Raw genomic sequence first — 12535 nt, 5'->3', positions numbered from 1 at the left:
ACCATGAAAACCAGTGAGGCGCTGTACCTGCGCCGCCGCCTCGTCAACGGCGCCGCGCTGCTGATGGCCTGCGCCACCGCCGCGTTCGGCCTGCTGTTCCTGGGCTGGATCCTGTGGACCCTGCTGTCCAAGGGCCTGCCGGGCATCAACCTGGACCTGTTCACCAAAATGACGCCGCCGCCGATGCAGGAAGGCGGCCTGCTCAACGCCTTCTTCGGCAGCGCGGTGATGTGCGCCCTGGCCATCGCCATCGGCACGCCGCTGGGCGTGGCCGCCGGCACCTGGCTGGCCGAGTACGGCAATGCGCGCAAGGCCGGCACGGTGGTGCGCTTCGTCAACGACATCCTGCTGTCGGCGCCGTCGATCGTGCTCGGCCTGTTCGTCTACACCCTGTACGTGATGCAGACCGGCGGCAACTTCTCCGCGTTCGCCGGCGCCTTGTCGCTGGCCTTCATCGTGCTGCCGGTGGTGATCCGCACCACCGACGAGATGCTGCGGCTGGTGCCGGTGCAGATGCGCGAAGCGGCGCTGGCGCTGGGCGTGCCGCAGTGGAAGGTGATCGTGCAGGTGCTGTACCGCAGCGCCATGGCCGGCATCGTCACCGGCATCCTGCTCGCTCTGGCAAGAATCAGCGGCGAGACCGCGCCGCTGCTGTTCACCGCCTTCGGCAACCAGTACTGGAACAGCAACGTGTTCCAGCCGATGGCCTCGGTGCCGGTGGTGATGAACCAGTTCGCCGGCAGCCCCTACGAATCGTGGCAGGTGCTGGCCTGGGCCGGCGCGCTGGTGCTGACCCTGTTCGTGCTGCTGGTCAGCCTCTCCGCGCGCGGCCTGCTGCTGCGCAACCGCATCTCCAACGACTGACTTCCTTCCATGGACCTGCCCATGAACGACCTCACCAATGCCGTGCCGATGCAGCGCATCGCCGTGCCTACCGCGCACCAGGACCTGCAGACGCCGGCACCGGTCAAGCTCGCCGCGCGCGGCCTGGACTTCTACTACGGCCAGTTCCACGCGTTGAAGAACATCAGCCTGGAAATCCCGGAAAAGCGCGTCACCGCGCTGATCGGCCCCTCCGGTTGCGGCAAGTCGACACTGCTGCGCATCTTCAACCGCATCTATGCGCTGTACCCAAAGCTGGAAGCCCGCGGCGAAGTGCTGCTGGACGGCGAGAACATCCTCTCGCCGAAGTACCCGATGAACCGCCTGCGCTCCAAGGTCGGCATGGTGTTCCAGAAGCCGGTGCCGTTCCCGATGACCATCTTCGAGAACGTCGCCTACGGCATCCGCCACCACGAGAAGCTGTCCAAGGCCGACATGACCGACCGCGTCGAGCAGGCGCTGCGCCAGGGCGCGCTGTGGGACGAGGTGAAGGACAAGTTGAACCAGAGCGCGCTGGGCCTGTCCGGCGGCCAGCAGCAGCGCCTGTGCATCGCCCGCGCGGTGGCGCTCAAGCCCGATGTGCTGCTGCTGGACGAACCGACCTCGGCGCTGGACCCGATCTCCACCAGCCGCATCGAGCAGCTGGTCGAGGAACTGAAGAACGACTACACCATCGCCATCGTCACCCACAACATGCAGCAGGCCGCGCGCGTGTCCGACTACACGGCCTTCATGTACCTGGGCGACCTGATCGAGCACGACCGCACCGACGTGATCTTCTCCAATCCGTCCCGGCAGCAGACCGAGGACTACATCACCGGCAGGTTCGGCTGATCTCCGCTCCGCCCTCCCCCCATGACGCCAGCCGGGCATGGCCCGGCCCTACATGATGGAATCACCATGAATCTTCCCAACGACCACATCGTCAAGAGCTACGACGAAGAACAGCACCGGCTGGTGGCCGAGATCGTGCGCATGGGCGAGATGTCCGTCGCCCAGCTCGAGGCCGCGCTGGACGTGATCGAGCGCCGCGACGAGAACGCCGCGCGCCGCATCATCGCCAATGACGAAGCCATCGACGCGCTGGAACAGCAGATCAGCCACGACGTGATGCGTCTGGCCCTGCGCGGCCCGATGGCGCGCGATCTGCGCGAGATCCTCGCCGGCCTGCGCATCCCGGCCGACATCGAGCGCATCGGCGACTACGCCGCCAACGTCGCCAAGCGTTCCATCGCCCTGGCCACGGTGCCGCCGATGCCGCAGATCCAGGGCCTGCGCGCCCTCGGCCGGCTCGCCGCGCAGCAGGTGCGGCGCTCCCTGGAGGCCTATCGCGACAACGACGCCGATGCCGCGCTGGCGCTGCGCCAGGACGACGCCCGGCTGGACGCGCAGTACACCGCGCTGTTCCGCGAACTGCTCACCTACATGATGGAAGACCCGCGCAACATCACCCCCTGCACGCACCTGCTGTTCATGGCCAAGAACCTGGAGCGCATCGGCGACCACGCCACCAACATCGCCGAGAACGTCTGGTTCCTGGTGCACGGCGACGCGCCGCTGCCGCCGCGCGAGAAGCGCGACGAGACCAGCACGGTCGACCACACCTGAAAACGAAGACGCCGGGCATCGCCCGGCGTCTTTTCTTTCCGATATCGGTTGCGCCGCGCCTCACCCCAGCCGCTGCCGCACCGCCTCGAACAGCGCCACGCCGGTGGCCACCGACACGTTGAGGCTTTCCACGTCACCCGGCATCGGGATGCGCACCAGTCCGTCGCAGGTCTCGCGGGTCAGGCGGCGCAGGCCGTCGGACTCCCCGCCCATCACCAGCGCGACGTTGCCGCGCAGGTCCAGCTGGTGGATGGTCTGCTCGGCTTCGCCGGCCAGTCCGTACAGCCATACGCCCTGCTTCTGCAGGTCCTTCAGGCAACGCGCCAGGTTGGTCACCGCCACCACCGGGATGCGGTCGGCCGCGCCGGCGCTGGTCTTGCGCACGGTGGCGTTGACCGGCGCGCTCTTGTCCTTGGGGATCACCACCGCGGTGACGCCGGCGGCAGCGGCGCTGCGCAGGCAGGCGCCGAGGTTGTGCGGGTCCTGCACCTCGTCCAGCACCAGCAGCAGCGCCTTGCCTCCGGCGGCCTCGACCAGCCCTTCCAGCTCGTTCTCGCCCCACAGCTTCGCGGCGGCATAGCGCGCGACCACGCCCTGATGGCGGACCTGCCCGGCCACGCCGCCCAGCGCCTGCGCGCCCACGCGGCGCACGTCGATACCCTTGCGCCGCGCGTTCTCCTCGATCTCGACCAGCCGCGCGTTCTTGCTGCCGGCCTCGATCAGCACCTCGCGGACGTTGTCCGGGTCCTTTTCGATCGACGAAGCCACGGCATTGACGCCGACGATCCACTGGTTCTGCTTGCTCATTGCGACCGCGCGAGGGGGGTTGGGCGCGTAATGGTAGTGCATCGGCCCCGCCGGCACCGGTGCCGGCTGAACGGACGCCCGGCGGCGGAAGCGGATTAACGATCGTTAATCCACCCCTGCGGCGGACCTAACAAGGCCGCTTCCATCATCGGAACCGCTGGGGCGACCCTGCCGACAGACACCGCCGCCCGGCTCCACCGACAGAACAGGAGCACGATCATGACCGGCAACAGGAACTCCACGACAAGGGCCTGGGCCGTACTGCTGCTGGCGGGCGCGCTGTCCGCCACCACGGCCGTCGCCGCCCAGGAGCACGAACACGAGCGCGGCGGGCACCCGCCGGTGGCCGGACGCGCGCATGCGCCCGAAGCCTTCCACGGCCCCCGCGCGTACCATCCGATCAGCCCGCCGACGGGCTGGGACCACCGCCCGGAGCGGATCGACCCGGACCATTTCAACCACAATTTCCGCGCCCATCGCCGCTATGTCATCGGGCCCTACCTGCCGCCGCGGGGCTGGGTGGAACGCACCTGGTATTTCGGCGACCTGCTGCCGGCAGCGTTCTTCGCGCCGGAGTACCGCCTGGCCGACTACTGGCTGTTCGACCTGGAAACCCCGCCGGTCGGCTACGAATGGGTGCGCTATGGCCATGACGCGCTGCTGGTGAACCTGGCCAGCGGGCGCGTGGAGCAGACCGTCTACGGCCTGTTCTGATCCTGCGCGCGGACCCGGAATGGAAACGGCCGGTGCGTGGCACCGGCCGTCTTTCCCTCAGTACTTCTGCTTGGCACGCTTGGCCGGCTTGCCACGCTGCGGCAACGGCGGCAGTCCCTCGTCCACCGCACCGCCCTCGCCGTCGAGCCGCTCGACCAGGCGGAAGTCGATCTTGCGCTCCTCCATGCTGGCCTTGAGCACCAGGATGCGCACGCGGTCGCCCAGCCGGAACTGGACGCCACGGCGGTCGCCGGTGAGCGTCTTGCGCAGCGGGTCGAACTGGTAATAGTCGTGCGGCAGCTGGGTCACGTGCACCAGCCCGTTGACCTTGGACTCGTCCAGTTCGACGAACAGGCCAAAACTGGTCACGCCGCTGATCACGCCGTCGAACTGGCCGCCGACGTGCTTCTCCATCCACGCCGCGCGGAAGCGCTCGTCCACCTCGCGCTCGGCCTCGTCGGCGCGGCGCTCGCGCTCGGAGCACTGCAGCGCCAGCGCCGCCATCTCGCGCGGCGTATAGGTGTACTTGTCGCGCGGGCCACCGGTGAGCGCGTACTTGATGGCACGGTGCACCAGCAGGTCCGGGTAGCGGCGGATCGGCGAGGTGAAGTGCGCGTAGGCCTCCAGCGCCAGGCCGAAGTGGCCGTTGTTGTCCGGCGAATACACCGCCAGCGACTGGCTGCGCAGCAGCACCGATTCCAGCAGCGCCGCGTCCGGGCGCTCGCGCACCTTCTTCAGCAGCTTCGTATAGTCGCCCGGTTGTACCTTGCTCCACGCCGGCAGGCTCAGCTTGAACTCCTTGAGGAACTCCAGCAGGTCGGCGAACTTGGATTCCGGCGGCCGCTCGTGCACGCGGAACGGCGCGGGGATATGCGTGGACAGCAGGTAGCGCGCCGCCTCCACGTTGGCGGCGATCATGCATTCCTCGATCAGCTTGTGCGCGTCGTTGCGCACCAGCATGCCGGCCTGGGTGACCTCGCCGCGGTTGTCCAGCACGAAGCGCACTTCCGAGGATTCGAACTCGATGGCGCCACGACGTTCGCGCGCCTTGGCCAGGATGCGGTACAGCTGGTGCAGGCTCTGGATCTGCGGCAGCAGCGGGCCGATGAAGGCCTTGGCGTCGGCATCGTCCTCGCCCACCGCATTCCACACCTGCGTATAGGTCAGGCGCGCGTGCGAGTTCATCACCGCTTCGTAGAACTTCGAGCCGGTCACCTGCCCATCGCGACCCACCTGCATGTCGCAGACGAAGCACATGCGGTCTTCCTTCGGCCGCAGCGAGCAGATGCCGTTGGACAGCGTCTCCGGCAGCATCGGCACCACGTAGCCGGGGAAGTACACCGACGTGGCCCGCTTCTGCGCTTCCTCGTCCAGCGGCGTGCCGGGGCGCACGTAGTGCGAGACGTCGGCGATCGCCACCACCAGGCGGAAACCGTCGCGGTTGGGTTCGCAGAACACCGCGTCGTCGAAGTCCTTGGCGTCCTCGCCGTCGATGGTCACCAGCGGCAGCGCGCGCAGGTCCACGCGCGTGCCGATCATCGCCGGCTCGACCGTCATCGGGATCGCCGTCGCCTCGTCCAGCACTTCCGGCGGGAACTCGTGCGGCAGGTCGTGGCCGTGGATGGCGGTCTCCACCACCAGCGAGGGCGTCAGTCTGTCGCCGAGCACGGCGATGATCCTGCCGATCGGCGGACGCCGTGAATCCGGCGCCTGGGTCAGTTCGCAGACCACCAGTTGGCCGTCCTTCGCCCCGCCGGTGGCGTCGACCGGGATCTGGATGCTGCGCTGGATGCGCTTGTCGTCGGGCACCACGTAGTTGATGCCCATCTCGACGCTGAAATGGCCGATCAGGCGGTTGACGCCGCGTTCCAGCACACGCGCGATGCTGCCTTCGCGGCGGCCGCGGCGGTCGATGCCGGTGACGTTGGCCAGCGCGCGGTCGCCATGCATGACCTTGCGCATTTCATAGGGCGGCAGGAACAGATCGTCGCCGCCCTCGTCGGGGCGCAGGAAGCCGAAGCCTTCCGGGTTGGCGATGACCACGCCGGGAATCAGGTTGGTGACCAGCACCGGGGCGAAGCCGCCACGGCGGTTCTGCACCAGTTGGCCATCGCGCACCATCGCGCCCAGGCGCTTGGCCAGCGCGTCGGCACGCTCGGGTTCGGTCAGACCGAGCCGGGCGCCGATCTCCTCCGCATTCTGCGGTCCCTCGCAGCGGTCGAGCAGTTGCAGGATCGCCTCGCGGCTGGCAATCGGCTGGGCGTAGCGCTCGGCCTCGCGCGCGGCGTAGGGATCGTCGAAAGCGGAAGCCGGTGCGGGTCGGGAGCGGCCGCGCACGAAGCTCTTCGGTGGCGCACTGTCCTTGGGTTTGCCTCTGCCGCCCTTGGCCGGGGTGGCCAGGCTGTCCGGCATCCAGGGCGGCAGCTTGGCGGACTTGCGGGGCTTGCCCGGCTTTGCGCCGGGGGCGGACTTGGGAGCCTTGCCGGCTCCGGTGGTCTTTTTGTTTTTCATCGAGCCCCATGGTACCCGCTGCGGCGTGGATGCAGCGCGTACGCCACCCCGCCATCGTCGCGCGGAAAGCCGTTGACAAACTCCGGGCCGGCCACCAGAATTGCCGGCCCGAATCGCCCAGGTGGCGGAATTGGTAGACGCACTAGTTTCAGGTACTAGCGGGTAAAACCGTGGAGGTTCGAGTCCTCTCCTGGGCACCATGATTCGGAACGGAAAAACCCGCGCAAGCGGGTTTTTTGTTGCCCGTCATCCGCCACGCAGCGACATGGCATGCGCCCTCCCGAGGCGCCATCACTTCATGGCCACCGCGGATGCCGGGCATCAACATTCCACGCATGCATTTTGTTGTTGACGCTCCCGGAAACGCCCTGCATAATTCCGCTCCTGAGTCGCCCAGGTGGCGGAATTGGTAGACGCACTAGTTTCAGGTACTAGCGGGTAAAACCGTGGAGGTTCGAGTCCTCTCCTGGGCACCACGACTCAAGCACATCAAACCCGCGCAAGCGGGTTTTTTGTTGCCACCATCCATGGCGGCAACCCTTCGGGCCATCGACAAGCGATGTCAAAAACCGCTCCAGGCGGTTTTTTTTGTTGTCCGGGATTGCCCCTGCCGGCAATCCCTCCCGCCCCTGCAAGAGCGATGCTGATCGCGACCGGGGCTGCACCGGGAAGGCATCGGTCGCGGCCGCGCATGCTCCTGCATGCATCACTTCGCCACCAGCCAACAATGGTTGACGCCCTGGCTGGCTGCCCGCATAATTCTCCGCCTGAGTCGCCCAGGTGGCGGAATTGGTAGACGCACTAGTTTCAGGTACTAGCGGGTAAAACCGTGGAGGTTCGAGTCCTCTCCTGGGCACCATGACTCAACAGATCAAACCCGCGGAAGCGGGTTTTTTTGTTCCCGCCATCCGGGCGGGAACCCTTCGGGCCATCGGCAAGCGATGTCAAAAACCGCTCCCGGCGCTTCTGTACCCGCATTCCATGATGGTCGCGCCCGGCAGTCGCTTCGCGCGACTCCTGCATTGCCGTCATCCGCAGCCGGGTACTGGCCGGCCGGCCCGCGCATGCATCTTTGCATACAAGAATCCCCGCCTTGCGGGCGGGGATCGTCGTGCCTCAGTGGCCGCCGGCGCTGGCCGCGCTGCCGGCACCGGCGCCGAAGGGCGGCTTGGCCAGCCACAGGAAGGCGATGATCGCCAGGAAGGTCCAGCCCAGCAGGTAGAAGATGTCGTTGAAGCCCATCTGCGAGGCCTGGTGGTTGATCATGTTGTTCAACAGCGCCGCGCCATGCTGCAGGTCGCCCTGCCCCATCGCCGCCACCTGTTCCTGCATGCCCGGCGTATAGGCGGAGATGTGTTCGGTCAGGTGCGCGTGGTGTTCCTGGGTGCGGTGCGCCCACAGCCAGGTGGTCAGCGAGGCGGCGAAACTACCGCCGAGCGTGCGCAGGAAGGTGGCCAGGCCGGAACCGGCGGCGATCTCGCGCCCGTCCAGGTCCGACAGCAGGATCTGCAGCACCGGCATGAAGAACAGCGCCACGCCCGCACCCATCAGCAGCTGCACGCCGGCCACGTGCCGGTAATCCACCTGCAGGTTGAAATCCGAGCGCAGGAAGCTGGTCAGCGACAGCACGATGAAGGCGATGGTGGCCAGCATGCGCATGTCGTAGCGGCCGGCGTACTTGCCGACGAACGGGGTCAGGATCACCGGCAGGATGCCGATCGGCGCGGTCGCCAGGCCTGCCCAGATCGCGGTATAGCCCATGTCGCGCTGCAGCCACAGCGGGATCAGCAGCGCCACGCTGAAGAACGCCGCGTAGGCCACCACCATCGCCAGCGTGCCGGCGCGGAAATTGCGGTGGCGGAACAGGCGCAGGTCGACGATCGGGTCCTTGTCGGTCAGCTCCCAGATCAGGAACACCGCCAGCGACACCACCGCCACGCACGACAGCACCACGATCTTCGCCGAGGAGAACCAGTCCTCGTCGTTGCCCAGGTCCAGCACCAGCTGCAGCGCACCGACGCCGATCACCAGGGTGACCAGGCCGACGTAGTCCATCTTCGGCTTCTCGATCTGCTCCGGCCGCCCCTTGAGCTGGCCGCCGACGATGGACGCGGCCAGCACGCCCAGCGGAACGTTGATCAGGAAGATCCATTCCCAGCTGTAGTTGTCGGTGATCCAGCCGCCGAGGATCGGCCCGGCGATCGGCGCGACCACGGTGACCATCGCCAGCAGCGCCAGCGCATGCCCACGTTTCTCGCGCGGGTAGATCGACACCAGCAGCGACTGGGTGATCGGGTACATCGGGCCGGCGACGAAGCCCTGCAGCGCGCGCGACACCACCAGCATGCCCATGCTCTGCGCGAGGCCGCACAGCAGCGAGGCGACGGTGAAGGCCAGCGTCGCCCACACGAACAGCCTGGTTTCGCCGAAACGGCGGCTGAGCCAGCCGGTCAACGGCAGCGCGATGGCGGTGCTGACCGCGAACGAGGTGATGACCCAGGTGGCCTGCTGCGAACTGGCGCCAAGGTTGCCGGAAATGGCCGGCAGCGAGACGTTGGCGATGGTGGTGTCGAGCACCTGCATGAACGAGGCCAACGCCAGGCCGAAGGTGCACAGCGCCACGCTGGGCGGGGCGAAACCTGCGGCCGGCTGCGACGCGGCCGGAGCTTGAGCGGACATGCGGGGTGACCTCAGCCGGCCTTGGCCTGGCGCGGCAGGTTGTCGTGGATGATCCGCGCGATCGCCTCGTCGGCATCATGCAGCTGCGCGGCGTAGACGTCGGTGTCGAACACCGTGCCCGCCGCCGCCTTGGCCGGCAGCACCTCGCCCTTCTGGTCGCGCAGGCTCACCTCGGCCTTCATCGACAGGCCGATGCGCAGCGGATGATCGGCCAGTTGCTTGGCATCGATGGCGATGCGCACCGGCACGCGCTGCACGATCTTGATCCAGTTGCCGCTGGCGTTCTGCGCCGGCAGCAGCGAGAACGCCGAACCGGTGCCCAGGCCCAGGCTGGCAATGCGGCCCTTGTACTTCACGTCGCCGCCGTACAGGTCCGAGCGCAGCTCCACTTCCTGGCCCAGGCGCATGTGGCGCAGCTGGGTTTCCTTGAAGTTGGCTTCCACCCACATCTGCTCGGCGGGTACCACGGCCATCAGCGCATTGCCCGGCTGCACGCGCTGGCCGACCTGCACCGAGCGGCGCGCGACGAAACCTGCGACCGGCGCGACGATGCCGGCGCGGGCATTGTTGAGCCACGCCTGGCGCAGCTGCGCGGCGGCGGCCTTCACGTCCGGCTGGGTGGCGACCACGGTGTCGTCCACCAGCGCGCGGCTGCGCTCCACCGTCTCGCGCGAACCGGCCACCGCGGCTTCGGCCGCAGCCAGTTCGTCGCGGGCATGGGCCAGTTCTTCGTTGGAGATCGCACCGGTGGCGGCGAGGTCCTTGCGGCGGGCGAAGTCGTCGCGCACGCGCTTGAGGGTGACCTGGCGCGCGTTCAAGTCGGCCTGCGCGCCTTCCACGCTGCGGTACAGGCCGCGGACCTGGCGCACTGTACGGGCCAGATTGGCCTCGGCCTGCTGCAGCGCCACTTCGGTATCGGCCGGATCCAGCCGCACCAGCACCTGGCCGCGTTCCACGCGCATGCCGTCGTCGGCGGCGATGGCGACCACGGTGCCGGCCACCTGCGGGGTGATCTGCACCTGGTTGCCCTGCACGTAGGCGTCATCGGTTTCCTCGAACCAGCGGCCGAAGGCGAAGTACCACAGCGCGAATGCCGCCAGCAGCAGCACGACGATGGCAAGCAGTCCGCGCAGCAGCCGGCCACGGCGGCTGCGCGCGACGGGGGCTTCAGGAGTGTTGGTCTGGCTCATGGGGTGTTTCTCAGGAATGCGTGGACACGGAGGAAGAGGAAACAGCCGGGGCGGCGGCACCATCGGCGGGCGGCTCGAAGCCACCGCCCAGGGCCTGGGTCAGCCGCGTCGCGGCCAGCAGCTGCTGCGAGTGCAGCGCGGTCAGCGCCTGCTGCGCGCCGAGCAGTTGCGACTGCGCGGACAGCACGTCCAGGTAGTTGCCGACACCGGCGCGATAACGCTGGCCGGCCAGGTCGAAGGCCGCGCCCGCGGTGGCGACCGCCTGCTGCTGCGACTGCGCCTGCTGTTCGAGCGAACGCACCGCGTTGACCTGGTCGGCCACCTCGCGCAGCGCATCGACCACGGCCTGGTTGTAGCCGGCCACGGCCAGGTCGTACTGCGCGTCGGCGCCGGCCAGGTTGGCGCGCAGGCGCCCGCCTTCGAAGATCGGCAGGCTCAGCGCCGGGCCGAGATAAGCGAAGGTCGAGCTGCTCCTGAGCAGGTCGCCGACATTCGGCGCGACCACGCCGGCCAGCGCGGTGAGGTTGAGGCTCGGGTAGAACTTCGTCCTGGCGACCTTGATCTGCTTGCCGGCCGCTTCCACGCGCCAGCGCGCGGCGACGATATCCGGGCGCCGACCGAGCAGCTCGCTGGGCAGCACGCCCGGCAGCTGCAGCACGGCAGCGTTCAATGCCTGCGGGCGTTCGATGGCCAGGCCGCGGTCCGGCCCCTGCCCGACCAGCGCCGCCAGCGCGGTGCGCGCGGCGTCGATCTGCTGCTGCGCGGCCTGCAGCTGCTGCTGCGCGGCGGGGATGCGGGCTTCGGCCTGGCGGACCTGCAGGTCGCTGTCGATGCCGGCGGCGCGGCGCTGGCGCACCAGCTGCAGCGTCTTCTGCGCACGCTCCAGTTCCTGCTCGGCGACGTCGTTGGAACGCCAGGCGCGGTCCAGCTCGACATAGGCCTGGACGATCCCGGAGGACAGCTTCAGGCGCGCGGCCTGGGCGTCGACGGTGGCGGCATGCACCGCGTCGACCGCCGCTTCCCAGCTGGCGCGCTTGCCGCCCCACAGGTCGAAGCCATAGCTGAAATCGAAGGCGATCTGGCCGCTGCCCATGTAACGGCCGCCCATCTCGTCGCCCACCATCGATTCGGGCAGGCGCACGCCGGTGTAGCCGCCGGAGACGGACAGGCTGGGCAGGCGATCGGCGCGGGCGACCCCGGCCTGCGCCTGGGCCTGGCGCAGGCGCGCGTCGGCCGCGTCCAGGCTCGGGTGACCGGCCAGTCCTTCGGCGACCAGCGCGTCGAGCTGCGGATCGCCCAAAACCCGCCACCAGTCGCTGGCCGGAAAACCGGCCACGGACAGGTCGCTGGTGGCCAGGGTGCGTTCGCTGTGCAGGCTGTCGGCATCGAGCAGCCGGCCCTGCGGCTGCAGGCCGCCGCTGCTGGCGCAGGCGGCAAGCGCCAGTACCAGCGTCGCCGGCAACAGCGGCCGGGCGCGGCGCCGCAGGGGATGGGATACAGAGAAGGAGATCATGGGGGTGTCAGGGAATCGCGGATGCGGGTAAGAAGGGACAGCAACAGCGCACGCTCGTCGGGGCTCAGGTCGCGCATGGCGTAATCCATGACCGCGTCGCCGCGCTTCTTCAGCCGCGCGCACAGCTCGCGGCCCTGTTCGGTCAGCACGATCTGCAGCGCCCGCCGGTCCTGTGCGTGCGCTTCGCGGCGGACACAGCCGAGGGATTCGAGCTTGTCCAGCAGGCGGGTCACCGCGCTGGGCACCTGGTCCAGCGCCTGTGCCAGTTCGTTGGCGGTGCATGGGGCCATGTGGGCCAGCGTCTTCAGGCCCACGAAATGGGTGAAGCCGATGCCGAGGTTCTCCTCGGCCATCGACGCATCCAGCTGGCGGGCAAGGCCGTCACGCGTCTGCCGCAGCAACAGGCCGAAACTGGGGGGATTGGTGGTCGCGCAGATCATGGCCGGGCATTTTATTCCAGAAAGAATAATTCTCAATGGAAATATTTCATCCGGCATGAAATGCCGTGTTGCAGCATTGGATCAATCCCCCCCCCGCCCCGGGACCCGGGCCGACGATCCGCGGCTTGGCATCCCCGACCGCATCCGGATAATCACCGGCTCGCGGGGGCGACGGCCGTCGCCGCCCCCCA

At 68.3% G+C, this 12535-nt stretch carries 10 protein-coding genes and 3 tRNA genes; 7 read left to right on the top strand and 6 right to left on the bottom strand.

The features are described from left to right. The first annotated feature begins 3 nt into the window (after positions 1-3). The 3 genes from pstA (at position 4) to phoU (ending at position 2490) form a co-directional block, all read left to right on the top strand. Positions 4-864 carry a phosphate ABC transporter permease PstA gene (pstA, locus tag AC1DGW_RS04130; RefSeq protein ID WP_478020659.1) on the top strand — a complete coding sequence of 287 codons (861 nt, stop codon included), beginning with the start codon at positions 4-6 and terminating at the stop codon, positions 862-864. A gap of 21 nt (positions 865-885) precedes the next feature. Next, positions 886-1716: a phosphate ABC transporter ATP-binding protein PstB gene (pstB, locus tag AC1DGW_RS04125; protein ID WP_478019729.1), complete on the top strand. Its 831-nt coding sequence runs from the start codon at positions 886-888 to the stop codon at positions 1714-1716. A gap of 66 nt (positions 1717-1782) precedes the next feature. Further along, positions 1783-2490: a phosphate signaling complex protein PhoU gene (gene phoU, locus AC1DGW_RS04120; protein WP_478019726.1), complete on the top strand. Its 708-nt coding sequence runs from the start codon at positions 1783-1785 to the stop codon at positions 2488-2490. Positions 2491-2550: 60 nt separating this feature from the next. Here the strand turns inward: phoU and rlmB are convergent, their stop codons facing one another. Beyond that, positions 2551-3297, bottom strand: coding sequence for a 23S rRNA (guanosine(2251)-2'-O)-methyltransferase RlmB (gene rlmB / locus AC1DGW_RS04115; protein ID WP_055764552.1), 747 nt, complete (start codon positions 3295-3297; stop codon positions 2551-2553). A gap of 219 nt (positions 3298-3516) precedes the next feature. Here rlmB and AC1DGW_RS04110 point away from each other — a divergent pair, with 219 nt between their 5' ends. After that, complete coding sequence (locus AC1DGW_RS04110) at positions 3517-4011, top strand: RcnB family protein (RefSeq protein WP_478019724.1); 495 nt, start codon at positions 3517-3519, stop codon at positions 4009-4011. Positions 4012-4068: 57 nt separating this feature from the next. Here AC1DGW_RS04110 and rnr read toward each other — a convergent pair whose 3' ends face one another. After that, positions 4069-6522 (bottom strand): ribonuclease R, encoded by a 2454-nt coding sequence (gene rnr, locus AC1DGW_RS04105; RefSeq protein WP_478019722.1) that lies wholly within the window; start codon positions 6520-6522, stop codon positions 4069-4071. Between the two features lie 115 nt (positions 6523-6637). Between rnr and AC1DGW_RS04100 the strand changes: the two genes are divergently transcribed. From AC1DGW_RS04100 to AC1DGW_RS04090, 3 genes are all read left to right on the top strand, one after another. Continuing rightward, a tRNA-Leu gene (locus tag AC1DGW_RS04100) sits at positions 6638-6722 on the top strand. A 191-nt stretch (positions 6723-6913) separates the two neighbouring features. Next, positions 6914-6998: transfer RNA gene (locus AC1DGW_RS04095), tRNA-Leu, on the top strand. A 298-nt stretch (positions 6999-7296) separates the two neighbouring features. Further along, positions 7297-7381 (top strand) — tRNA-Leu (locus AC1DGW_RS04090). Between the two features lie 257 nt (positions 7382-7638). On the opposite strand, the gene AC1DGW_RS04085 is transcribed toward AC1DGW_RS04090, so the two are convergent. From AC1DGW_RS04085 to AC1DGW_RS04070, 4 genes are read right to left on the bottom strand one after another with little or no spacing between them, the layout of a single operon-like run. Beyond that, positions 7639-9201 carry a DHA2 family efflux MFS transporter permease subunit gene (locus AC1DGW_RS04085; RefSeq protein ID WP_478019720.1) on the bottom strand — a complete coding sequence of 521 codons (1563 nt, stop codon included), beginning with the start codon at positions 9199-9201 and terminating at the stop codon, positions 7639-7641. A gap of 11 nt (positions 9202-9212) precedes the next feature. Further along, the gene (gene emrA / locus AC1DGW_RS04080) at positions 9213-10391 is read right to left on the bottom strand and encodes a multidrug efflux MFS transporter periplasmic adaptor subunit EmrA (protein ID WP_478019718.1); all 1179 of its coding nucleotides are present in this window, start codon (positions 10389-10391) and stop codon (positions 9213-9215) included. A 10-nt stretch (positions 10392-10401) separates the two neighbouring features. Further along, positions 10402-11904, bottom strand: coding sequence for an efflux transporter outer membrane subunit (locus tag AC1DGW_RS04075; RefSeq protein ID WP_478019716.1), 1503 nt, complete (start codon positions 11902-11904; stop codon positions 10402-10404). Beyond that, positions 11901-12344, bottom strand: a complete 444-nt coding sequence (locus AC1DGW_RS04070) for a MarR family winged helix-turn-helix transcriptional regulator (protein WP_478019714.1) — start codon at positions 12342-12344, stop codon at positions 11901-11903. Before AC1DGW_RS04070 ends, AC1DGW_RS04075 begins: the two co-directional genes overlap by 4 nt. Between the last annotated feature and the right edge of the window lie 191 nt (positions 12345-12535).

The organism is Stenotrophomonas sp. 05N423 (genome assembly GCF_056397145.1).
Note: the sequence above shows the minus strand (reverse complement) of the source record. Positions and strands in the feature narration are given on the sequence as shown.